Source organism: Microvirga yunnanensis (assembly GCF_025460875.1).
The window spans coordinates 61,501-84,402 of the sequence record NZ_JAMXFI010000012.1 but is presented as its reverse complement, the minus strand read 5'-3'; the positions used below and the strand labels follow the sequence as shown (position 1 = coordinate 84,402).

At 63.1% G+C, this 22,902-nt stretch carries 22 protein-coding genes and 3 pseudogenes; 9 read left to right on the top strand and 16 right to left on the bottom strand.

Features of this window, described 5'->3' with window-relative positions; translation table 11 throughout:
* Positions 1 to 161: 161 nt before the first annotated feature.
* Positions 162 to 1,952 (top strand): adenylate/guanylate cyclase domain-containing protein, encoded by a 1,791-nt coding sequence (locus tag NF876_RS08725; RefSeq protein ID WP_262268404.1) that lies wholly within the window; start codon positions 162 to 164, stop codon positions 1,950 to 1,952.
* Positions 1,953 to 2,610: 658 nt separating this feature from the next.
* Here the strand turns inward: NF876_RS08725 and NF876_RS08720 are convergent.
* The 4 genes and pseudogenes from NF876_RS08720 to NF876_RS08705 all read right to left on the bottom strand — a co-directional run.
* Positions 2,611 to 3,018, bottom strand: a pseudogene (locus NF876_RS08720) (MFS transporter); the annotation flags it as partial.
* A 257-nt stretch (positions 3,019 to 3,275) separates the two neighbouring features.
* A complete protein-coding gene (locus NF876_RS08715) occupies positions 3,276 to 3,497 on the bottom strand; it encodes a hypothetical protein (RefSeq protein ID WP_262268403.1) in 222 nt (73 codons plus the stop codon).
* Positions 3,498 to 3,647: 150 nt separating this feature from the next.
* The gene (locus NF876_RS08710; protein ID WP_262268402.1) at positions 3,648 to 4,538 is read right to left on the bottom strand and encodes a hypothetical protein; all 891 of its coding nucleotides are present in this window, start codon (positions 4,536 to 4,538) and stop codon (positions 3,648 to 3,650) included.
* A 123-nt stretch (positions 4,539 to 4,661) separates the two neighbouring features.
* The gene (locus tag NF876_RS08705) at positions 4,662 to 5,528 is read right to left on the bottom strand and encodes a metallophosphoesterase (protein WP_262268401.1); all 867 of its coding nucleotides are present in this window, start codon (positions 5,526 to 5,528) and stop codon (positions 4,662 to 4,664) included.
* A 17-nt stretch (positions 5,529 to 5,545) separates the two neighbouring features.
* Here NF876_RS08705 and NF876_RS08700 point away from each other — a divergent pair, with 17 nt between their 5' ends.
* Positions 5,546 to 5,923 (top strand): hypothetical protein, encoded by a 378-nt coding sequence (locus tag NF876_RS08700; RefSeq protein ID WP_262268400.1) that lies wholly within the window; start codon positions 5,546 to 5,548, stop codon positions 5,921 to 5,923.
* Here the strand turns inward: NF876_RS08700 and NF876_RS08695 are convergent.
* From NF876_RS08695 to NF876_RS08680, 4 genes are all read right to left on the bottom strand, one after another.
* Entirely contained in the window at positions 5,875 to 6,339 is a 465-nt protein-coding gene (locus NF876_RS08695) for a hypothetical protein (protein ID WP_262268399.1), read from the bottom strand. The two genes, NF876_RS08700 and NF876_RS08695, sit on opposite strands and share 49 nt — an antisense overlap.
* A gap of 152 nt (positions 6,340 to 6,491) precedes the next feature.
* A complete protein-coding gene (locus NF876_RS08690) occupies positions 6,492 to 7,274 on the bottom strand; it encodes a hypothetical protein (RefSeq protein WP_262268398.1) in 783 nt (260 codons plus the stop codon).
* 158 nt (positions 7,275 to 7,432) lie between these two features.
* Positions 7,433 to 8,377, bottom strand: coding sequence for a zinc-dependent alcohol dehydrogenase family protein (locus NF876_RS08685; protein ID WP_262268397.1), 945 nt, complete (start codon positions 8,375 to 8,377; stop codon positions 7,433 to 7,435).
* A gap of 9 nt (positions 8,378 to 8,386) precedes the next feature.
* Positions 8,387 to 8,668, bottom strand: coding sequence for a hypothetical protein (locus NF876_RS08680; RefSeq protein WP_262268396.1), 282 nt, complete (start codon positions 8,666 to 8,668; stop codon positions 8,387 to 8,389).
* A gap of 249 nt (positions 8,669 to 8,917) precedes the next feature.
* On the opposite strand from NF876_RS08680, the gene NF876_RS08675 reads away from it, so the two are divergent.
* Genes NF876_RS08675 through NF876_RS08665 form a run of 3 tightly spaced genes read left to right on the top strand, consistent with a single transcriptional unit; the run spans position 8,918 to position 10,350 of the window.
* Entirely contained in the window at positions 8,918 to 9,397 is a 480-nt protein-coding gene (locus NF876_RS08675) for a pyridoxamine 5'-phosphate oxidase family protein (RefSeq protein WP_262268395.1), read from the top strand.
* Between the two features lie 59 nt (positions 9,398 to 9,456).
* Positions 9,457 to 9,882: a YeeE/YedE family protein gene (locus tag NF876_RS08670; RefSeq protein ID WP_262268394.1), complete on the top strand. Its 426-nt coding sequence runs from the start codon at positions 9,457 to 9,459 to the stop codon at positions 9,880 to 9,882.
* Between the two features lie 3 nt (positions 9,883 to 9,885).
* Positions 9,886 to 10,350 carry a DUF6691 family protein gene (locus NF876_RS08665; RefSeq protein ID WP_262268393.1) on the top strand — a complete coding sequence of 155 codons (465 nt, stop codon included), beginning with the start codon at positions 9,886 to 9,888 and terminating at the stop codon, positions 10,348 to 10,350.
* Positions 10,351 to 10,453: 103 nt separating this feature from the next.
* Here NF876_RS08665 and NF876_RS08660 read toward each other — a convergent pair whose 3' ends face one another.
* From NF876_RS08660 to sigJ, 3 genes are all read right to left on the bottom strand, one after another.
* Positions 10,454 to 10,999, bottom strand: coding sequence for a cytochrome b (locus NF876_RS08660; protein ID WP_262268392.1), 546 nt, complete (start codon positions 10,997 to 10,999; stop codon positions 10,454 to 10,456).
* Positions 11,000 to 11,698 (bottom strand): IS6 family transposase, encoded by a 699-nt coding sequence (locus NF876_RS08655; protein WP_262268391.1) that lies wholly within the window; start codon positions 11,696 to 11,698, stop codon positions 11,000 to 11,002. It abuts the gene before it with no gap.
* A 278-nt stretch (positions 11,699 to 11,976) separates the two neighbouring features.
* Complete coding sequence (sigJ, locus tag NF876_RS08650) at positions 11,977 to 12,897, bottom strand: RNA polymerase sigma factor SigJ (protein WP_262268390.1); 921 nt, start codon at positions 12,895 to 12,897, stop codon at positions 11,977 to 11,979.
* A gap of 199 nt (positions 12,898 to 13,096) precedes the next feature.
* Here sigJ and NF876_RS08645 point away from each other — a divergent pair, with 199 nt between their 5' ends.
* The 4 genes and pseudogenes from NF876_RS08645 to NF876_RS08635 all read left to right on the top strand — a co-directional run.
* Positions 13,097 to 13,552 carry a carboxymuconolactone decarboxylase family protein gene (locus tag NF876_RS08645; RefSeq protein WP_262268389.1) on the top strand — a complete coding sequence of 152 codons (456 nt, stop codon included), beginning with the start codon at positions 13,097 to 13,099 and terminating at the stop codon, positions 13,550 to 13,552.
* Positions 13,553 to 13,912: 360 nt separating this feature from the next.
* Positions 13,913 to 14,200 carry a DUF3565 domain-containing protein gene (locus NF876_RS43415; protein WP_373696633.1) on the top strand — a complete coding sequence of 96 codons (288 nt, stop codon included), beginning with the start codon at positions 13,913 to 13,915 and terminating at the stop codon, positions 14,198 to 14,200.
* Positions 14,201 to 16,758: 2,558 nt separating this feature from the next.
* Positions 16,759 to 17,694: an ABC transporter substrate-binding protein gene (locus NF876_RS08640; protein WP_262268388.1), complete on the top strand. Its 936-nt coding sequence runs from the start codon at positions 16,759 to 16,761 to the stop codon at positions 17,692 to 17,694.
* 259 nt (positions 17,695 to 17,953) lie between these two features.
* Positions 17,954 to 18,100: pseudogene (locus NF876_RS08635) on the top strand (helix-turn-helix domain-containing protein); the annotation flags it as partial.
* Between the two features lie 38 nt (positions 18,101 to 18,138).
* Here the strand turns inward: NF876_RS08635 and NF876_RS08630 are convergent.
* From NF876_RS08630 to NF876_RS08605, 5 genes and pseudogenes are all read right to left on the bottom strand, one after another.
* Positions 18,139 to 19,541 (bottom strand): annotated as a pseudogene (locus NF876_RS08630) (ISKra4 family transposase).
* Positions 19,542 to 19,604: 63 nt separating this feature from the next.
* On the bottom strand, positions 19,605 to 20,273 hold the full coding sequence (locus NF876_RS08625) for a plasmid pRiA4b ORF-3 family protein (protein ID WP_262268387.1): 669 nt from the start codon (positions 20,271 to 20,273) through the stop codon (positions 19,605 to 19,607).
* Positions 20,274 to 20,360: 87 nt separating this feature from the next.
* On the bottom strand, positions 20,361 to 21,068 hold the full coding sequence (locus NF876_RS43130) for a sensor domain-containing diguanylate cyclase (protein WP_315975014.1): 708 nt from the start codon (positions 21,066 to 21,068) through the stop codon (positions 20,361 to 20,363).
* Between the two features lie 226 nt (positions 21,069 to 21,294).
* Positions 21,295 to 21,729: a YybH family protein gene (locus NF876_RS08610; RefSeq protein ID WP_262268386.1), complete on the bottom strand. Its 435-nt coding sequence runs from the start codon at positions 21,727 to 21,729 to the stop codon at positions 21,295 to 21,297.
* Positions 21,730 to 21,846: 117 nt separating this feature from the next.
* Positions 21,847 to 22,869: an amino acid ABC transporter substrate-binding protein gene (locus NF876_RS08605; protein ID WP_262268385.1), complete on the bottom strand. Its 1,023-nt coding sequence runs from the start codon at positions 22,867 to 22,869 to the stop codon at positions 21,847 to 21,849.
* Positions 22,870 to 22,902: the final 33 nt, after the last annotated feature.

Here is a 22,902-nt window from a genome sequence, read left to right as displayed (position 1 = left end):
CCGGTCAAGCGTCGTAGTCCCATGCGGGGATGGCCTGTTCGTGGTCTTGGGTGCACAATGGTTGTGCTCATGCGGCCCAGTCACATGCGGCCCGAAGGAAACCCGACCGGCCTCGTAGGGCGATAGCCGCAAAGTGAGCCATTGGACCGGAGATCTCGGTTATGGAGCGTCGGCTGGCCGCCCTCTTCGCGGCAGACGTGGAAGGCTACTCCCGCCTCATGGAAGAGGACGAGGCCGCGACCTTTGAGACGCTGGCCTCCCATCGCGCCATCCTCGATGGCTTCATTGCCGAACACCGGGGGCGGATCGCCAACACAGCCGGCGACAGCGTGCTGGCGGAGTTTCCCAGTGCCGTCGATGCAGTGACGTGCGCGCTGAGAGCCCAGGAGGCGCTCGCGTCCGGCAATGCCAAGCTGCCGGAGACCCGGCGCCTTCAGTTCCGGGTCGGGGTGCATGTGGGTGACGTGATGGTGAAGGGCGGCGATCTGTTCGGCGACGGCGTCAACATCGCCGCCCGGCTTCAGGCGCTGTCCCGGCCCGGCGGCATCTGCCTGTCGGCAACCGCCCAGGAGTACGTGCGCAAGGCCCTGCCCGTCATCTTCGAGGATCTCGGACCGCAGCGCGTCAAGAACATCGACGAGCCCGTTCGGGCTTTCGCTGTCAAAGCCACCCAAGGGCAGGGAGTTCCGGCCCGTACTCCCTCCGCCAGGGAACTCCTCCGCGCCGACCGACCGGCCGTGGCGGTGCTGCCGTTCACCAACATGGGCGACCCAGACCAAGCCTACTTCAGCGACGGCATCACCGAGGACATCATCACCGAGCTCGCCCGTTTCCGGGAGCTTCTCGTCATCGCCCGCAACTCCTCCTTCTTGTTTCGAGGCAAGGACGTCGACGTGCGGGAGGTCGGGCGGGTGCTCAATGCCGACTACGTCGTCGAGGGCAGCGTGCGCCGGGCCGGCGACCGGGTCCGGATCACCGCACAGTTGATCAACGCCGCCACAGGGAGCCATCTCTGGGCTGATCGGTATGACCGCTCGTTCGAGGACGTGTTCGTCATCCAGGACGAGATCGCGCGTGGGGTGGTCGCCACCGTGGCCCGCCGCATCGAGGAGGAGACCGAGGCGGTGGCGCGCCGCCGCCCGCCGCAGGACATGCGTGCCTACGATCTCTTCCTGCAAGGGCACCGCCTGTCCGACGTCTTCACGGAGGATGGTCAGGCTCGCGCGCGGGCGTTCTTCGAGCGGGCCCGCGACCTCGACCCCACCTTCGCCAGAGCCTACACCGGGCTTGCGTTCAACTCTCTCAACCGAGCCGCCGACGAGGGTGTCGGGCTGCCGCGGGAGCGGGATCCGAACCGGATCGAGGCGCACCGGCTCGTCGAACAGGCCCTGACGGTCGATCCAACAGAGCCGCGGGTGCAATCGACCGCAGGTTACGTGTTCCTGACCTGGCGCGAGTTCGACCGGGCCGAGCGTCATCTCGGCCTTGCGCAGTCGATGAACCCGAACGATGCGACGATCCAGATCTTCTGGGCTTGGGCCCAGGCGTGCTTGGGCAACCCGGCGAAGGGCCTGACGGCTGCCGAGCTCGCACGGCGTCTGAACCCGCGCCATCCGCACTGGTACAGCTTTTACGAGACTAGGGCGCTTTTCCTCCTGCGGCGCTACGAGGACGTCGTTGCCCAGCTTCACTACCGCATAACCGGGGAACCCACCCAGCACCGCCGCGACATGCTGCTGCTGAGTGCCGCGTTTGGCCTTCTGGGGCAAGCGGAGCCGGCTCAGCGATGCGCCGGGTGGTTCCTGGAAAGCGTCAGGGACGCGTGGCGCGGCGATCCGAAGGCGGGACCGCCCGAGTACGTCGACTGGTTCGTCGACACGTCCTACCTTCGGCGCCCGGAGGATGAGGGACTCCTGCGGGAAGGACTGCGCTTGGCCGGGCTGCCGGCTTAGACGGAAGGGTTCATTCGCTTCATGATGAGGCGGACCCTGGCCTTGTCGATGACGGTGAACTGATGGAAAAGGCCCACCCTTCCATGATGGAGGCGGGCCTTTTCCAATCCTTAGCGGATGCGCCCAGGCCCGTCTGTCCGTACCCAACCTAAGACTGCAAGGACCGGAGAGCCAGGCTTTTCCGGCATTCGGCAGCAAGTGCCACCAGACTTGATGATCTATATCCGGCAGCTTCCCGATTTAATTCCGGAGTGGGAGAACCTGAGCATTGAAGAGCAACCGAAGAGAAATCCTATCGAACTTCTTGGTTAAGCCGAGGGGACCGTGCTCAGGATTGGGACCCCCTAGAAACAGGTGTCCGCCCCCACCATGGGCAAGCGATGGTCTGGAAATGGCAGTCGGGTTCGGCGGAAGGATGGCACAGAGGGTAGCAAAGCCCAGCTCGTAGCCACGGCCGCTCTGGACCCGCCCGCACCAATGGCCCCCGTCCGTTTCACCCGTGTCACCAGGCAGCGCCCGATACTGGATCGTCTGGTCGGGCACCCAGATCCACTGCCCCTCGACGAACATCTGCACCCCGTTCGGCCTCACCCGGTAGGGCGCAGGGCGACAATCCCCATCGTCGCAGCAATTCCTCCCGGCTCTGTCCCTCAGTGCTCTCCGGGCGGTCGGCATACACGTCCCGTACCGTCGCGAAGGTGGCCACCATCGCGGCCGAAGCCCCCACCGCTTGCAGGAAGCGAAGGACGACGAAGGAACCGGCGGTCGAGGATGCCGCCAGGCCGAATGACGCCGCTGCGAACAGGATCGCGCCGCCGATCAGAACGGGCCGCCGTCCGATGCGGTCGGAGATCGGCCCGAAGATGATCTGGCCGAGGCCGAGCATCACCATGTACAGGCTCAACGTGAGCTGAACGATGGCCGGACCGGTGCCGAGAATGCCCGGCATGGCTGGAACGATGGGAAGGTAGATATCCATCGCCAGCGAGGCGAGGATGTAGAAGGGTGCCATCAGCAGGAGCGCTGTCGGCAGGGAATAGGCCCACACGGGGGGCTTTGGAGACATGATGAGGCATCCGCTCGAATGAGGAACATCCGGCGGCGATCTGCCTGTCAGCCTGGGCTGGAATCGGTTCGACAGACGCCGCAACAACAAGGAAAGGGTTGTTGCGGCTTACTTGTCCGACGAGGGCTCGGCTCCCATGCCATGGCTCCAAGGTTCGTACGGGGTTAGGGGACGACGAGGTGATTATCATGCCCTCCCGGAACAGCCAATCCTACCGGGCAACTCGCGATGGGTTCCTCTGCGCCATCAACGAGGCATCATGGACGTACGGGGGCAGGACGGTCGGCGCCCGTTTTTCCGCGGACGTAGCCGAACGACAGCGCCGATGCCAGGCGCGCGATCCGCTGCTCCAGGATTTCCTGCTCGACGAGCAGGGCCTTGATGGCCGTTCGTGGATCGCCGCCGCAGGCCTCGATCACGGCCGTGACATCGGCCTCCATCGGGTCCGTATCGCAAGCGGTCTGAGCCTGATCGGTCATCGTCATCTCCCTCGAGAGCCGCGACGATACTGATTCAGGATCCTGTTCACCAGGAGAATGTTCTTGCTTTGTTCGTGGTCTGTGTAATGCGGGGAAAGCCAGCCGCATTGTAGAACCATGTCCAAGGACACGGCGTTCATGCGGCCCGGCTTATCCCATCATCGGCATGAGATCCGGCTCCCTGTCGCGTTCCAGGTCCATTCCGGCGGACACCGCAAAGCCCTCCAGGTATTGCTCCAAGCCGTCGACCCCGAAGATCTCCTCGGGCCTGAACTCCATCAGGCGGTTGTGCCGCGTGAACATCAGGGCCACGCGGTCGATCGGGACTGGGCATGGTCCGCCGCCATTGCCGAGGACGCCGCATAACTGTGCCTGAGCTGCCTTGGCTGCGAGAAGGCGAAGGTCGTCCGGTGCGACGGAAGCCACGGTCCGGGACGCGACCTGGATCAGCGTGCCGTCGACGAGCAGGCTCGCCTGCGTCGGCCAGACGGGGCCTGCCCCGGCGATCTCAGGATGGGTGATCGCGAGCGAGCAGGGTTGCGGCAGCCGAGCCGTGTCGAGGGTCTTCCAGAATTGCAGCAGTTCGGCATGGATGGCTGGGTCGATCCTCACGGGATCCATCCTCTTGCGGCCTTCGAGGGTCACGAACTCAAGTTGCGCCAGTGCCTGGCAGGGCGTCAGGATGCGGCCGTGCGGGACTTCGCCCCCGTCCGAAAACTCCCGGAAGACCGCCATGGCGCCGCGGACATGGTCCGACCATTCCTTCAGGGACGGCTTGTACGTATCGAGGTCGAAGGCCTGCCTGATGCGGGCCTCGGCCGGGGATTCCCCGATGCGGACCTCGGCGCCTGCCTCGACGGCCAGGCGGCGCACGAGGCAGTGGACGAGGTATTCCGCAGCCCGGTCCACGATATGCCTCTTGAGGGCACTGGGGCGTACGAGAAGAGGGGATTGATGATCCCCCTTGGGCTCATGACGGACGGTCCGGTCGTACAGCTCCCTCATGGGGGCGGTCGAGGCAAAAGACGGACTGCGACGCATGACCCGGACCTCCGTGGGTGGAATACGGAGGAGGGTGTGGGCAGGGGGAGCAAGGAACTAACGGGACTGGCAGCCGCGGCGCGCGTTCTCACTTGCCGGGGGACTGTCCAGAATCGTCTCCAATCATCGCAAGTGGGGACATTTCTCGACAGAGATCCTCCCATCGGAGTGGGCCGTGCAGGCGAACTCCAGCCCATCCGTTGTGGGATCGATGATCAGGGTCGTCAGCCGCCCCGTCCCGTATGCCCCGGTGTCGAGAGCGATCCGGTTCTCCGAGACCTCAGGCAGCCTGCTCTCGGTAATGGTGTGCCCGTGGATGACGACGTGCGACAGCGGCCCCGTATGGTCGAGGAAGCCCTTTCGGATGGTGAGGCAGCCCTTCCGGTCCTGGGCGTCGATGGGCCTTGTGGGGTCGATGCCCGCGTGCACGAAGGCGAACGGGCCGTCGGTCTCGATCAGGGACGCGGACCGGAGCAGGTCCAGGTGGTCGGCGAAGTCGATCCTGACCTTCGTTCTCGCGGCGTCCAGGTCCCCCATGAAGTCGTAGCTCGCGACCGTCGCGTCACCGCCGTTGCGCAGCCAAAGCGCAAGGATTCGCTCGTCGGGAACGTCCTCCGTCACCACGTGCAGGAAGTAGTCGTCGTGGTTGCCCAGCAGCAGCCGGGAGGACGGCCAGCGTTTCAGGGTCTTGCCGACCAGGTCCATGGCACCCCGGCTGTCGGGCCCGCGGTCCACGATGTCGCCCAGGAAGATGACGCGAGGCTCCTGCCCGCGGCGCTCTGCGTCCGCGGCGATGAAGGCGAGCAGGGACCGGAGGAGGTCGGCGCGTCCGTGGACGTCGCCGATGGCGTAGGTGAGGCGGGAGATGGGCAGGGAACGAATCCTTGGATCGGCGGGGATGCCCGTCAGTAGCGGCTGGATGGCCCGGCGCAAAGCCCGGTTGCGGTTGTTGCCGGCGATCCAGCGGCGGTGTAGGCGACGCTCTCCCAAGAGAGGAATGGCCCCCGATGAACCCTATGGAACTCAGCATACGTGTCGTTGACGGGATTGAGATCTACTTTGCCAAGGATGCTGAAGGTGTCGAGATCCACCCCGATTTCGGCGAGGAGGGACTCAAGCGCATTCTGGGAATCTTTGCGGAGCGGGCGAGGAAGAAGTGGGCCGGGCAAGCCGCGGCATCGGAGCGGGAGGAAGCAGAACGCACTTTCCGCGACTTCGCGGCAATCCTGAACCAGAAGGCGACGCTGCTCCCCAACCGTGAGGCGTTGACGGCGCGCCTCACCGAGCGCGGGAAGGTCGAACTCCTGCACTGGGACGCCATGGGAGAGCCATTCCCTCAGGAGAATTCGGCAGAGGCCGATTGGTTGAGGAGAAACTCGCGATAAAGACCAGGGTGCCGTTCCTGGAACTCCCGGGCCTTGGCCACCTCCGCCTCTGTAATTGATTTCCAACTCAGGACGGCCGCCGTCACGAGAGGATGTTCGACATTGAGCAGGCACCCGCTCCCGAACTCCGCCTCGATGGCGAGGGCGCGCTCCGCACGTGTCCGTAGTTCCTTGAGCACGCGAAGCTCGGCTTCCCCCCAGGCTTTCCCGATCCCGGCGTAAGGCCTCGGCGGCGATGCCTCCGTTTCCCGGATCAATTCGATCTGGCGGGCGTACATCCCCATTTCCTCCATGAGGAGCAAGCCTCGGAGCGTGAGCGGCAGGGATGTCCTTAGACCGAGCTCAAAGGTTCTCGCCGTGGATGCCGCCGAGGTATCCTCCAACGGAGCCGTCTCGATGACCGAGCCTCCTGCCATGACCTTCCCCCTGCAAAGTCCTGTACGGAATGATGGCAGGAGCCTGGACCGGCGCAAACCGTACGGGGCATTGCCAGTATCCACCAGGATGGCTCTCCTCGAAGATTGTGATACCCAGCCTTCGGAGACCGTACGCAGCAGAGGGAACGATCTCAGGATCGGCGCAAGTGATCCGCACGGTCGTGAAAAGCGCCATCGACGTATTCCGTCCCGGACGCAGCCTCGAACTCACGCAGGTAGGCATACATGTCGTCGACCAAGGGAGCGTCACCGAAGGCCATGGCCACCATGGTGACGCTCGTCAGGCCGCGGTAGAAGTAGTTCCAGGCATCGTCGACATGCTCCGCCCTCCGGTGCCCGCTCTTCATGCCTGAGACCTGAAACGTTGGCGGGGTTCCCTCCAGCATGTCCATGACCTGCGGAGAGGCTGCGTGGACGAAGCCGGAATAGGTCTTGTGGACCGTATGGCCGACCGCATCCATGGTCGAGGGACCGGGGAGTCCGCCTGCACGTGCATTAAAGGCCCTGATCTTCTGACGTTGGACCATGCCGCGTTTCTGGGTGGCTTTGAGTGGGTCCGGGTGATCGAACTCTTCCTGCCAGAAATCGTCCAGATAGCGTTGGTGCAACGGCATCAGGTTCCCGGTAGTGACGGCAAGTACGAGGAAGTGGATGTCTTCCCCTATCTCGTCCAGCGTCCGCTGGATGACCGCCTGTTCCTGCGCGAGTCCTTTCAGGAGCAGGGCATCGATCGCGTGCAGGCCACTGATCTGCCGGGCCAGCTTCTGGATGAGTGCCTGCTCGATCGTCCGCTCCTGGTAACGGAGGACGAAGCCGTCCTTCCATGGCTGCTCGACCGGAGGGGGTACCTGCCGCTCCAGCCTGCGGAAGGCACGCTCCATGACGTCCAGTGCCTGAAGGAAGGTAGCTCTCATTGGTGTGACGCCCTGTGATGGACGAGCGACATCGCACATGTCGCAAGGATGCTCGTCAGTTGCGCATCAGGTCGCGCCGAGCGCATTAAAGAGCCCGCCGCAGGGGTGCGGCGGGCTTTGGCTTCATTTGAGGCGCGGTTAGCGAGATTCTCGCCAACCTATGTGAGCGTCCTCACCTCGTTCGCGGACTCCAGCGGATAGCGCACTGTGTGCGTCCTGATCCGGGCCTTGGGCACGATCGCCAGGAAGTCCAAGGCATCTCGGCGGGTCAGGTTGGCGACGGAGACGACCTGCCGTTCCTCCCAGAGCAACCGATAGGGAAAGCCTGGGATGTCGCTCATGTGGATGCCGCCGCACACGACGCGACCGCCCTTGCGCACGGCGCCGAGCGCCAAGGGCACTAGGTCGCCCACGGGCGCGAAGATGATCGCCGCATCGAGCTTCTCGGGTGGCACTTCGTCCGAGCCGTCGGCCCAGGCGGCACCGAGCGAACGGGCAAAGTCCTGGGCAGTGACGTCGCCCGGGCGCGTGAAGGCGAAGACACGCCGTCCCTGCCAGGTGCAGACCTGCGTGATGATATGGGCGGCGGCACCAAAGCCGTAGATGCCGATCCTCGCGCCGGGACCTGCGGCGACCAGTGAACGCCAGCCGATCAATCCGGCGCAGAGGAGCGGAGCCAGGGCGACGGGATCGCCGTCCTCTGGCAAGCTGAAGGCGTAGGCGGCATGGGCGATCGCATGCGAGGCGAAGCCGCCATCCCTGGTATAACCGGTGAACAGCGGCTCGTCGCACAGGTTCTCCTGTCCTGAGACGCAGTAGGGGCAATGTCCGCAGGTGTGCCCGAGCCAGGGAATGCCCACGCGCTGCCCCGGCTCGAGAGACGAGACCCCGGAACCGAGCGCCTCGACCCGTCCCACGATCTCATGGCCGGGGACGAGGGGTAGCCTGGGATGCGGCAGGTCGCCATCGACCACATGGAGATCGGTCCGACATACCGCGCAGGCTTCCACCGCAACGCGGATCTCGCCTGCACTTGGCACCGGCGGTGGCCGCTCCTCCGGGACCAGGGGCGTCCCCACCTTCTGGAGAACCATCGCCTTCATGGCATCCCCTCAGCGAAACGCGGCTTCCATCCGCGCCTCCAGCACCTCGATCTCGCGGACGTACGGCGCCCGCCGCCTGCAATGGTTCTGCCGGAGATCGGCGACCAGTTGCCCCTTGCGGGCTTCGTCCATCGGCCTGCTCTCAATCACCAGCAGGTTGCTTCGATGGGCAACATCGATGTCGGCGAGGATCGCGAGCAGCGACTGTAGCCGCGGGAGGATGTCCGGATCATAGGTCCGATGGTCCCTCCGCTCACCTGAAACACGCGAAAGCCCGTCATCGGCGGTCATGGAGCCCTCCACCGTCGGCCCGGCTCTTGAAAAGCTCGCTCGCCCCCGATCATACCCGAATGTCAGGCCCTTTCGGTTGAAATGACGCCAAAGCCTGCGGCCGGACCGGGGAATCGTTCTCGGCGAACCCGGGCCAAGGATGCGGGGCTTCTCCCGCCTCCGCATTGATCCACATCAAGGCGGTCGGGCGGGACCGAAGCCATCATGGGCCGACAAGGTCCGTCCAATATCCAATATGAGGACAGCGCCATGGACGCGAGACTTCGCGACGAGATTTTGTCCATCCTCGATCGTGCGAGCGACATGACGCTCGCGACGATCCGCCAGGACGGATATCCGCAAGCCACGACGGTCAGTTTCGCCAACGACGGGCTCGACATCTACTTCGGATGTTCGGAGGCCTCCCAGAAGGCGCGGAACATCCGCCGCAACGGCAAGGTTTCCCTGACAATCAACCTGCCCTATGCGGATTGGGGCGAGATCCGCGGCATCTCGGCGGGCGGTCATGCGGACCGCCTCACGGACCCGCAGGAGATCGCGCGGGCGGGGCAGCTCCTGCTCCAGAAATTCCCGCAGGGGATCGCGGAGTATGCCTCCGGCGCGCTTGAGGGAGTGGCATTCTTCAAGGTCGTCCCGAAGGTGATCTCGGTTCTCGACTACCGCAAGGGCTTCGGTCATATGGATCTGGTCGGCAACGAACCCGCGCCTTCGGCGGTTGGCCGGGCATGATGCCGACCGCCTAGCCACCGCGCTTGAGGCGGCCGAAGTTACACCAACCGGAGGCTGCCGTGGAAAACTTCACTCCTGTTTCCGCTCTCGTCGGCGGTGTTTTGATCGGCACGTCCTCGGCCCTGTTGCTGGTGCTCAACGGACGCATCGCGGGCATCAGCGGCATCCTGGGCGGCCTGCTGCACCCGAGCCACGGCGAGGTCGGCTGGCGCGGGGCCTTTCTCGTCGGCCTGCTGATCGCACCCCTGGTGTACCGAACCTTCGGAGGCGCCCTGCCGCCCGTCAGCCTCGACGCGCCGCTCGGTATCCTCGTCGCCGCAGGCCTGCTCGTGGGCTTCGGCAGCCGCCTTGGCGCAGGCTGTACCAGCGGCCACGGCGTCTGCGGCATCGGCCGCGGATCGCCGCGCTCGATCGCGGCCACCCTCGTCTTCATGGCCGTCGCCGTCGTCACGGTCCTTCTCACCCGTCACGTCATCGGGACATAGGCCATGCCGGCGATCCTGGCCGCCTTCGGCTCCGGCCTGCTCTTCGGCCTCGGTCTGATCGTCTCGCAGATGATCAACCCGGCCAAGGTGCTGGGCTTCCTCGACATCTTCGGCCATTGGGATCCGAGCCTTGCCATGGTCATGGGCGGCGCGGTCGCGGTGTCGGCCTTCGGCACCGTCATCGCCAGACGGCGTGGCGTTCCCGTGCTGGCGGCCCGGCTCGAGATCCCGTCCCGCCGCGACCTCGATCGGCGCCTGATCAGCGGCGCGGTCCTGTTCGGCATTGGCTGGGGTCTCGTCGGACTGTGTCCCGGCCCGGCCCTAACCGCGATCACCTTCGGTCCCTGGCAGGTCGCCGTGTTCGTCGGTGCCATGGTGGCGGGCATGGCCCTGTTCCGGGCCGCACCATCCGACTGGCCGCGGGTGACCTTCCCGCGCCGATCCGCGGGAGTGGCCGACGACGCCTGATCCGGCGGGCGTGTTGCCCTTGCGGGACCCGTGGCAGTCATTTGCCCCGGCTCTCCGGTTGAACGGGGCGGAAGGCTTCCGACCCCGGTAGCGTGAGCCTCCCCTAGACCGGGCTCATGCGCCGCAAGGTGCCATCCCGCAGGACGAACTGGTGCCAGCAGGCGATCAGGGCGTGCAGGCCGACGAGCCACAGGATCACGGTCCCGCCGGTCTCATGCACCTCTGCGAGGAATCCGGGCGCACCCTGCACCGGACTGACAAGTGCGGGAAGGCTGAGGCCGAAGAACGAGATTGGAACGCCAAGGCGCGAGGCGGCATACCATCCGGTCAGCGGCAGGCCAATGAGGAAGGCATACAGGACCCCGTGGCCGATCTTCGCCGCCAGGTTGAGCCAAGGACCCTGGGTGTCCTCCACGCGGGGTGCGCCGCCCAGTAACCGGGCAACGAGGCGAGGGATCACGAGCATGAGCACGGTCAGGCCGAGGGAGAAATGCAGCAGGGGCGGGTTCTCCCGAACGTGCCGGCCGCCCTCCGAGGTGAGCCAGGCTGCGAGAACCAGCAGGGCCGTGGCCCAATGCAGGGCGATGATCGTCTTGGCACCGTTGCAGTAACTTGAAAAGGGCATAACGAACCCCGTCGAGCGGGTCATTCAGGCTGCAAGGCCGAAGAGCTGATTGACGAGACGGGCTTCGCCTGTCGCTCGACGTGTCCGCGGGATGCAATGACCGCGGCGGATCATGCGCATGGTTTCAAAACCCTTCAAGGTTGCGGCGGCGGTTTTCATCGTCTGGAAGCCGCGCGTCGGACGGATGACGCGTTTGAGTGCGCCGTGATCCGCCTCAAGAATATTGTTCAAATATTTCGAGGTCCGATGCTCGACATCCTGCGGCAGCAATCCTTCGTTCTGCAAGCGTCGAATTGCCTTTGGATACGACGCCAGTTTGTCCGTCGTGATGGATGAAGGAGGATAGTCGCTCGCCGCCCTCAGAGCTTTGCGCAGGAAGCGATACGCCGCTCCAGTATCACGCCGGCCGGACAGCATGGAGGCGATCAGCCGACCATGTTTGTCAATCGCTCGGAACAAGTACCGCCAGCGTCCGCCCACTCGCACATAGGTCTCGTCCACTCTCCAGGAGCCTGAACGATGTCCCTGGTAGGGACGCATCCGCTTCTCGATCTCCGGGGCATAGCGTTGGACCCAACGAAAGATCGTGCTCGGATGGAGGCTGATACCGCGCTCGGACATCATTTCTGCCAGATCACGGTAGCTGACTCCATACTTGCAGTACCAGCGCACGCACAGCAGGATGATCTCAACCGGGAAGCGACGGCGCTTGAACAGAGACACGGGAGCGGATCCTTGATGAACCGCTCCTCGCTATACGGCCGAGGTTAATGCAACGGAGCCCATCGGCGCGCCGCTCCGAGACATGTCAGGTAGCCGGGACAGGCATCACGTAAGGAAAACTGCAACCCAATCCGAAACGGCGGTGGACGTCCCAACCAGCCCAACAGCAGTATACCAGCCGCCGACGCTTTGACGAAGCCTATGCGCCGAACCCGTAGTATCCTCCATGCTTGAGCGGAAGGAGGATGCTATGCGAGCTTTGTTGGTCTCCATCGCAGTCACTCAGACGGCCTATCAGGCTGGTGGTATCGGCGAGATGCGGCCAGAAAGTCCACTTCTGCCGCCAAGTGAGACAGCTTGTCCGGATTTTTGACAATGTAGATCGCGGCGATCCCGTCCTCGCGGATGTCGAGCGCGGTTGTCTGAAGCACGCCGCCTCCATCGAGGCTGACGTAGCCTGGTAGGCCGTCGATGGTTACTACACGAAGCAGCGTCGGCGGCACGGCATCCTTGCGCCGCTGCCCGGCAAAAAGGCGCAGGGCCCGCTCGACGCCCTGGATAACATTGCGGAAGGCGTGGACCTTGCCGCCGCCATCGGTATGAATCTCGACATTTCCTGCCAGCAGCACTGATAGCGCCGCCACGTCCCCGTCACGTGCTGCGGCAAAGAAGGCACGGGTGATCCGGTCCGCATCTTCAGGTTCGATATTGTAGCGAGGACGTGCGGCCTGCACGTGCTTGCGGGCGCGCACCGCGAGCTGACGAACCGCGGCCGGCTCGCGGTCGAGGGTGATGGCCACTTCGGTCAGCGGCACGTCGAAGACGTCATGGAGAAGGAAAGCGGCCCGCTCCAGAGGCGACAGACGCTCGAGGGCCAGCATCAACATGACCGTGACGTCGGCGACCGTCTCGTCCGGCTCCACGGAACCCATGAGCGGATCTGGCAGCCAAGGTCCGACGTAGGTTTCCCGCCGCGCCCGCGCGGAGCGGCGTCGGTCGAGGCACAGGCGTGTGACGATGCGGGTTAGATAGGCGGGAGGCGAAGCGATGCCATCCTCCACCCCAACCCACCGCAGCCATGCGTCCTGCACGACGTCCTCCGCCTCGGTGAGCGAGCCCATCATCCGGTAGGCCAGGCGTGTCAGGCGCCTGCGCTCCGCCTCGAATTCGGTGGTCCGCCGATCGTCCGTCGTCTCCATCCGTCCCGTTTCCTCACCGACCATATCCGCTTTCCCTTCGCTCGCGCATCCCGAACCCGAGGACAAGACGATCGGGCGTGTCCGGATGTGACATCGGCCGCTGCGAGCGGAAATGCTGAGCGGCATGTCACACTCTGACCGCTTGGCCTGTCATGGCTTCGAACGTCGATCTCTGGCGTTCCGAACATAGGGATGTGTCATGAGCGAGAACAAACGGCTGGTCTGGAACGAGGTGGCGCCGCAGGGTGCCAAGGCCCTCCTCGGCATCCACCACTACATCACCACGGGCACCGACCTGCCCCACGAACTGATCCACCTCGTCTTCCTGCGGGTTTCACAGATCAACGGCTGCGCACACTGCATCGACCTGCACACCCGGGACCTCCTGGACACGATGCCGGTCGAGAAGGTCGCCCTCGTTCCGGTCTGGGCCGAGGTGCCCCACCTGTTTCCCGACACGTACCGCGCCGCGCTCGCGTGGGCGGAGGAAGTCACACTCGTCAGCGAGACGCACGCCTCCGACGAGGCCTATGCGGCCGCAAGCGCGGCTTTCGCGCCCAAGGATCTCGTGGACCTCACGATCACGATTGCGGCCATGAACGCGTTCAACCGGCTGGGGGCGCCCTTTCGGCTCCCGGTCAAGGCCAAGGCCTGATCCGCTTCTTCGCATCGTCACGGAACGGCCCCGGCGCCGTTCCGCTTCCACCATTCAGGATCCACCCCATGGCTGTGAGCGTCGGGCTGCGAGACACTGGCCCGATCCTTCAAGCCACACCGTATACACGGGCTATACAGATGGGACCAGTGTCCGCTGCGAGGCCGCTCAGACCCGACAACCGACAGCCTGCATTCCACCCAGAGCGGAAGTAAGCCGAACTTCCGCTCTGAGGTCGAATGCAGTGGTTCGTGCCAAGCGCTGTAGGTCGAGTTGAGGGGAAGGCCTTTTGGTACGCACGGCTGGTCCAAAGCAAGTTGTACCTCAGCCTATCTCTTTGTTTTTCTTGAATACTGCGCCATGTGGTTCTCCTCCCCTCGGCTCCATTACGGCTCCGATTGGGCTCGTGGGCGCCTGACGCTTTGCTGGAACATGAAGAAACGGATTGTCGGTTTTCACCTTGACGACGAACAGCACTGGGTTGCTGAACTTGAATGTGGCCACAACCAACATGTCCGCCATAACCCGCCGTGGACGATTCGTCCGTGGGTGATGACAGAGGAAGGCCGCGATAGGGCGCTAGGCCACGAGCTGAACTGCAAGAAGTGCGACGTCGGTGCGCCACCGGACCAGGGTGATCCGCATTGATGCCTCACCTGGCACCGAGCCGAAGTAGTCGGCGCTGAACAACTCACAAGCAATTGATATTGAAGGTTTTTCTGGCGCCGCGAAGCATTGTAAAATGCCAGCATCTGGGAACTGACCCGCTCAAAGCTGGTGTTCTGCCATGGGACTCAAGCCGCCGATGCCGGCATGGAGCGTCCAGATATGACAGTACCCTCCTGATGCTAGGACTGTCCAAAGCCAGCTATCGTTCCCGTCACTAAAGGTGCGGCTATAATCTAATGGCGTGGATCTGGAGCACCCCTACTGCTCCTCGTCCAGGTGGGGAGAGGCCGGGCAATCTCAGATTCCGGCCTCTCCCTGACATTGGCCAAGCTGAAACATGTTTCGGCCGGATGAGTTGGATCTGGGAAGGCTGTTCATGGACTCCAGCCTTTAGCTCCTGAGACGGGCCTCCTTGCCCCCTCCAACCTCCCCGGCAAGGAGGCCTTTCCTTGCCTGGCCCGCGCCAAGTTGTTCTGAGTATGCGCGTCGGCTGCGCCCTGTCAGGAAGGCGGTTCTAATCCCTAGTCGGCACAGGGTTCCATAAACCGCTCGGAACACTTCATGAATTCGCTGAAACACATGCTGAGTATTATGCGAAATTCACATTTGGTTTTGCGCGTACTAATGTTCTGTCCGCTACTCGACAGTTTGGGACTAACTTCGCGGTTTGTTCGTCTTTCCATTCTAACGACTATGCGAAATTAGACAGTGAGAAATTCTCGTGCCGAGTGAAGAGGATTTGGCTCTTGCCCGGCTCACAGACCATAAGGCTGCATCCATACCAAGCGGCCAATACGGTCGCGGCGGCGCGGCGTTCCTCAGAGGTCCGCTCATTGGGGAAAGCCTGCTCACCCTCGATTGTAGAAAGCAGCAATGTTTCCCCGGGAGCCAGATTAGCCAATCTGTCTTGCAGTTCCGCCGCAGTCATGGGCGCATGATCACTGCGATATTCTGAGCTTGTCAAAATAGTTCGTGCAGCTGTTCCACACCGAGGATTATGCGAAATTCGCGTTTCGTTTCGGGCGAGGCGAGATGTTCTGCCCACTGTGAGACATGTTCTTGACCATTTAAGACAGGCTTCCCGCTCTGTTCGTCAAAATGAGCACTATGCGAATTGAGCCCGGCTTTATGTGCGTGCGCGACAGGCCCCTTATTCAGGAATAAAGTGACAGGAGTAGCGTTCCCGACGCTCTGACGAGCGCCGCCAGCCCGTCGTGAGGGAGAGCGGCCTATGTCTCTCAAGCTTGAACTCTTTACAGCCATCTGCCTGATCATATTTGAGCATCCCACCGACGCTCACGACATTTACACGCCTCTGAGGGACAAAGCCGGAAGGAATTGCTGCGATGACGGGGATTGTCGCCCTGCGCCCTACCGAGTGAGGCCAACCGGGGTGCAGATGTTCGTCGAGGGACAGTGGATCTGGGTGCCAGACCACACAGTTCAGTATCGGGCGCTACTTGGTGATACGGGCGAAACGGACGGGGGGCATTGGTGCGGAAGGTTTGAGAACGGGCCTGGCTACGATCTGGGCTATGTCACCTACTGTGCAATCCTTCCGCCGAACCCGACAGCCATTGTTGAACCCACGTTTGCCCTTCGTGAAGGCCGTACTCAGTCTGCTCCCTAATGGCTGCTATCGGAAATCTGGGTCGCGTTCGCGACAAGAAGAGCGCCCCCACCGAGGGGTCCTTGTGGACCTCCGGCTGAGAGCGCCTGAAGCCCCGGCCGAGGGAGACGTGGACCTCACTCAGCCAGGGCGTTTCGCAGGGGTAAGGTTCCCGGCTTGATCGGGCTGATACGCCACGCGCCCGGTGCCGGGATCCTGAAACGCTCAATGTTAAATTTCGGTAGCAGCAGGGGTATTCCATTCTCGGCGTTATGCGAAATCGGGCGGTTCCCGCCAGAACGGCTTCGGCGTGCCTGATCAGGGGATCGTCTTTGCTACCCATGGCAGTCTCGTCACTTCAGGCCGCGCTTCCGGCCGTGCGAACAGACTGGCTGGTCGAACAGCTTGCGGGCCTCCTCAACGGTCCTTTTCGTCTGTTCGACTGGCTGCTTGGCCAGCTTGGGCGAAGCCTGGACAGAGCAGCTATGACTGGTAGGACTGGTTGATGATTTGCGCCGATCACCGTTCAGTTTACTTAGACTCTATCGATGCAACTCAACTACCGCGACTACCTGCCCCGCCTTCTCAGAACAATTGCGGGAAGGTCTGGAGCCGGCACGCCTGAGACTTAAGCTCGAAGTCAGCAATCGCCATTGAATCAGAATCCGCATGCACACGGAATCTCGCTTCCTGACCTTTCGACCGCATAATGAGGAAAGAGCAGACTTTCTTGAGGGGTTCGATGGAGCAATCATATCTGGCTGCTGTCCCCCCGCGGCTGCCGTCAGCTTATTGGCTTTGTGGCCTAGCCTTAGTCAGGGATTTCGTCGCTTTTATCTATCTCGCTGCAGGAGTATCTTGTTGGCAGACGTAAGCACACGCCGGTCATGGCATGAGGCCACATCCTATTCTTCCTGTCGCTTGTGTGGTGCTGCTCGCCATCGGGAGCACGGCCACGGGACAGACAGCATCACGGCCAGCGCACATCGGAATGCTGTGTGCTGCCGTCTGCCCCACAGTTGTGCTGGATGAGCTGCGCCAGCTGGGATGGATTGAGGGCAGCACGATCCTGATCGATCGCAAGCCCGCCGCATCACGACTTGAGCGGTTGCCGCAGTTGGCCAAGGAGCTCGTTCAATCGAAGCCCGATCTCATCATTGCGACCTCCTCGCAACCTGTGCGGGCGGCAAAGGATGCCACGACCGAAATCCCCATCGTGATGCTCTACGTTGCCGATCCGGTGGGGGTCGGCCTCGCCCAGAGCCTCGCGCGTCCCGGGGGGAACCTGACAGGCGTAACCACCCTCGTGCCGGGTGCCCTCATCGCCAAAAGTCTGCAGCTCCTGAAAGAGCTTTTGCCGACCGCGCGGCGGATCGCGGTGCTCATCAACCCAACTAATGAGGTTGTGAACAGGCTCCTCCCGATCGAAGCACCGCCGGCAGCCGCTCAGTTCGGCTTCCAGCTCGATGTGATCGAGGTGCGCGAGATTGAGGAGCTTGCTGCCGCAGTCGCGAGGGCGAAAAAGCAAGGGGCGGATGCCCTCTTGGTCCCTGGCGAGGCGATGTTCCACAGCCCGCCAAACCGACTTCCTGATTTGGCCACTGAGGCGAAGCTACCCGCGCTCTACTTGCCGCGGACGCTCGTTGAGGCGGGAGGGCTCATGTCGTACAGCCCTGACTTTGAGGCCATCGAGAGGCGGGGTGCCCATTACGTCGACCGAATTCTGCGTGGAGCGAATCCCGCGGAGCTTCCGATTGAGCAGCCGACAAGGTATCAACTCGTCATCAATCTGAAGACAGCGAAGGCGCTCGGGCTTGATGTTCCCGCCTCACTTCTCGCCGTCGCTGACGAGATAATCGAATGAGATGCTCGATTTATTGAGTCTGGAACCAAGTGAACGTCCGCTTCCACCCGCCGCGCTGGCTTCGTCTGTCGGTACCAAGCGTTAGAATTCACCCGCTGCCTAGGGGTGACAGCACAGAGCCGCCCCCCCAGGTCTGACAAATCACAAGCGAGAAGCGCCTACCAACCAGCGGCTGGGTCCGGCTCTTGGCACGGGACGTTTTCTCGGTGTCCAGCAGGAGGGATAGGTCCGCGCTCTGATCAGCCGGCATACGCCTGACGAACTCGGTCTGCCCTTCGCCCTGTGGAGCCGGGCGGTCGTGCGGGAGCTGATCGAGCAGCATTGCGGGGTCCGGCTGGCGGTGCGCACTGTCGGCACCTATCTGGCGCGCTGCGGCTTCACGGCCCAGAAGCCGCTCCGACGGGCACCGTTGCAGTAAGGAGAGCATGAGGAAGTTTGGGGCAGCTAAGCTGCGGCCTGTCTGTGGCCCCTGTTATTGTCGTTCATCATGCCGGGGTACCAGTGCTCGAATGTATCACGCAGCGAGCCATCCAGAGCCCTGGCCCGTGTCTGCAGGAGCAGATGAGCCCCGCGGCGGCTCCACTGCATCTGCTGTTTCTTGGCAAAGCGCTTGCTGATCACCGCATTCACCGTCGCCTCAACAAAAGCCGAGGAGATCCGCTCGCCAGACCGATAGCGCTCGCCATAGTTGATCAGGCTGGCCTGGTTACTGGTGATGTAGACCCGAAACTCCCGCATCGCCGTCCGGAACTTGCGCAGATTGGGATAGCGACTGTCGAGAGCTTCCAGATCGAGAAGCAGATCATCGATCGCCTCACTGGCTCGGTAGGTGTTGCCGTGCCAGAGGAACCACTTGATCCGGCGCAAACCATCAATTGCCGCCACTCCGGGGTCCTTGTCATGGTGCACCAGTCCCTGGGCGAACTGGCGCAGAACCGTGATCCGCATCGTGATGTGGAACCAGTCAAGCACATGCTCACTGCATGGACTGATCCGCTCAGCGAGGGAGCGGACCTCGTCTCCGCCATCCGTGATAAAGGTCAGATCCTGATCGGCCTGGACGCCCTGTCGGCGGAGGTGATCAATAACGCGGCGCTGCGGCTTGCGGTCATAGCCATGAACAAAGCCGATGTAGCGGGCCTCTCCTTCTTCGGGCATGGATCGGCCGACGACGAGCTCGAAGTTCTTCTTTCTGTCGCGCCAGTCGCGGATGTAGCCGCCGTCCAGGCCGATAACTACCCGGCCATCGGGGACCGGCAGATCCTCCCAATCGCGAGAGTCTGCGCCCTCGGTGAACGAGGCCCGCTGTTCAGCGAGATCGCCCTCTATCCGCTCGGCTGCCCGAAGGACGTGCTGACGGACCGTCGTCGCGTTGACGCCGCTCTCAACAGGCAAGACATCGGCCAGGAGATCGGCGGCTGCCGCATAGGACACGAGCGAAGCCCAGCGGGTCTCGAGGTACAGGCGCTCGGGCGCAACATGGTCGGGAAGCAACTGCGTCAATGGCGAAATCGTTGCCGGACCATTGGCCTGCCGTTCTTTGAGAACGTAGAAGCGTGGGTCTTGAGCTGGACATCGCCGAACAAGGTCCGAAAGGTGACCGGATAGCTGCCCTTGCACCGGAGCTTGCGACCCGTGACCTTGCAGTGGCGGTGGTTCGCGAGCCAGCCATTGACCTGAGCCTCGACGATCCGCTGCTGAGCGGCTGCCAGCAGGGCCTTGCTCTCGGCCAGGGACAAGCCCAGATCCTCGGCTCCCTCGGTGACCTTCGTTAGAGCTGCGATTTCCTCCGTGCCACCTATGGTACCGTCGTCTCCGACGATCTGAAGCATGATCCTGACCTGCATAGGACCTTCCATGGGTTCTCGGGCGAGCCACAGCGCCGTTGTCAGATCACCGTGACCATGGCCTCACCACTGTTGATGCATGAGGTCGAGATACTCGGTGTTCCTTAGCCGCTCGTTGACGTCCTTGCGGGAGAACGGCTTTCCTTGCCAGCTCTGGCGCACTTCAAGGCGCTCGAGAGCCTCCCGGACGCCATCGACCTCCTCGGCATCGATGGAGGTGCCTGTGCTTCGCTTGAGAGCGAGCTGATCCACGAAATTAGCGAGGGCGGCGAAGTCATCACGGGTCTCCGGAGCAGTCCAGGCCTCACACTGGGCCAGAAAGCCGCTCACCCCGCCGCAATCCTCTGGCGGGCAGGATCCATCCCCGTCCAGGCAAATGGGATGGGTCCTCTGGGCGTCAGCCTCGTGCCGGCTCTCAAGTCGCACCTCGTGCTCCCATGGACCATTGAGATCGTACTCATAGCGGAAGCGGGTGCCTGAGCGGAGGCGCAGCTCTGAAAGCGGGATATCCGGAGACCGGGCCGACAGTTCCCGAGAGCCGAACCGCCGGGCCCAGAGCGTGAACTGGAACAGATGGATGCCCTCCCAGCCCATCGCCACCTGGATGACGCCGTGCAGCTCCCGCAGGGTCATGCTGGCTGGCACCTGAACCCGCCGCCAGATCATGGGGCTGATGCCCACCAGCCAAACCTTGAACTGCAGAATCTTCGGAGATTGGGAAGCACCAGGCAAGTCGGGCTCGGATGGGGTGCGCTTTGGCAAGTGAGGATGTCCCGTAGCCTTGTTTCGTCTCGCAGTAGACCGTGTACAGCCGACCCGTTACCAAGCTGCCCCACAACTCCTCATGCTCTCCAACTCCTCACCACCGATCCGGCCGAACGAGCCGGCGTTTCCAAGGCGGTGCCGCACCAGGTCGGCGAAGTGCTTCAGCACCGCGTCCCCGGCCGGATGCCCGAAGCGGTCGTTGATGCCCTTGAACCGGTCGATGTCGACCAGGGCCAGACAGAACGGCTCCGTCGCCATGCCGGCCAGGGCACGGTCCAGCAGGCCGAACATCCGCCGGCGGTTGGCCTGCCCGGTGAGCGGGTCGGTTTCAGCCGCCTGGCGCAGGGTCTTCTCGTTGTGCTTGAGCGCAGTGATGTCGGTGCCCACGATGAGAATCCAGCCGTTGGGGAGAACGGTCTGGTTCATGAAGAACCACCGTCCGTCCATGAGGTCCGTCTCGAACGCCTGATGCGGCCCGGCCTTGCGCCGGCGGGTGTAGAGGTCGGTGATGAAGGCCTCGACGTCGCCGCATTCGATCACGGTCCCGGTCCGACTCTTGAAGCCGTAGCGCAGCAGGTCCGACAGGGTGAACGAGCCCTCCTGGCCGCCAAGAAAGACCTCGCGGTAGACGGCATTGGCGTATTGCAGCCGATCCTGCTCATCGAACAGCCCGACCGCCTGCTGGCTGTTGGCCCACCCTTGCAGCAGTGGAGCCAGCCAATCGCCCTGCCGTGAAGGCGCGAAATCGTCGTCAGGTCGCATGGGCAACTCGGGTGAGGTTCCAGATCTGGTCAAGGGGCATTCCGAACCGGGGATCCCGAATTCCTGCCTATCCCGCATGTTCCGCCACGGCCTGCCCCCGTCAAGCTGTGGATGTTCCGTAGTGGAGCCTCCGGAGCTCCGGCGACATCGGCGACCTGTTCGAGCCGTATGAACGCTTGAACTACCTCAGGGCGGCTGGATATGTGTCGGCCAAATCATCCGATGCTCAAGACGAGGGTTTTCTCGTCCATGTATGCAATACGAGGTGCCACCCGCTCTCGTCTTTCTTGAACACTTGGGTGACATATCCGGCAATCGTCTTGCCGCCCGATTCTGCCTGCCAAGTGCCATAGGCATAGCCGAGGTTCCCATCCGCCTCCGCGCTCTCCACAGTGACTCTGTGCGCTTTTACCCCGCTCTTGATGATACCGCCATAAAGGGTCTGCACACCGTCGTGACCGGTAACCGGATTTCCTCCAGCGGGCATGATGACGGCATCCTTCGTGTAGAATGTCACGATCTTCGAAGCATCGCCCGCGTTGAAGGCAGCATCCCAGTTTGCCGCCCCGGTAGTGACTTGGCTCTTGAAGTCTTGACCGTGAGCCGCGCCAGCCACGAACATCCCGACGGTTATAAAAAGATACCTCACGCAATGTGTCATGACATCCTCCCTTTCTCGGGGGTATCAGCATAGCTAAGTTCAGAAGCCTGTGGCAGGAGCTATTCAAGGCACCTGCGCAACGCCGCCCGTTAGGCGTCCATTTAACCGTCCGATGCCTTAGCGGACTGGGATGCCGTACTGGAGGCCGCCCTTGGTCCACAGCGCGTTCTGACCGCGCTTGATCTTGAGCGGGGAACCCTCGCCGACGTTGCGCTCGAAGCTCTCGCCGTAGTTGCCCACGTGCCTGATGATGCGCACGGCCCAGTCATTCGTCAGGCCGACGGCTTCGCCGAACTTCCCCTCAGTGCCGAGCAGGCGCTTGATCTCCGGATTGTCGGAGGCCTTCATCTGCTCGACATTGGCCTTGGTCACGCCGAGCTCCTCGGCATTGAGCAAGGCGTTGAAAGTCCAGCGCACGATGTCGGCCCACTGATTGTCGCCGTGGCGCACCGCAGGCCCAAGCGGCTCCTTCGAGATGACCTCAGGCAGGATCACGTGATCGTCCGGGTTCGGGAGGGTCAGCCGCATGGCATAGAGGCCAGACACGTCCGTCGTCATCGCATCGCAGCGGCCGGCCTCGTAGGCCTTCTTTGCTTCCGTCGCGTTCGCGAAGCTCACCGGCTGATAGGTCAGGTTGTTGGCGCGGAAGTAATCGGTGAGGTTGAGCTCGGTCGTGGTGCCCTGATCGGTGCAGACCGACTTGCCGTTCAGCTCCTTGGCTGAGGCAAGGCCGAGCGTCTTGCGGACCATGAAGCCCTGACCGTCGAAGTAGTTGATCGCCGGGAACTCGAGACCGAGCTGGGTGTCGCGCGACATGGTCGCGGTCGAGTTGCGGGCCAGGACATCAATCTGCCCGGTCTGGAGCGCCGTGAAGCGGTCCTGGGCCGAGAGGGGGACGAACTGCACCTTGGTCGGATCGTCGAAGATGGCCGCCGCGATGGCGCGGCAGAGGTCCACGTCGAGACCCGACCAGTTGCCCTGCGCATCCGGCGCGCCGAAGCCGGGGGCGCCCCGGTTCGAGCCGCAGGTCAGGACGCCCTTCTGCTTGACGCTGGCCAGCGTCGCCTGGGCCGACGCTCCCGTGGCGGCAAGCCCCGCCATGACGATCGCGAGGGGCGCCGATACCGAAATCCTCATCATGATCTTGCCTCCCTCCATCACGCGTCGCTCCGA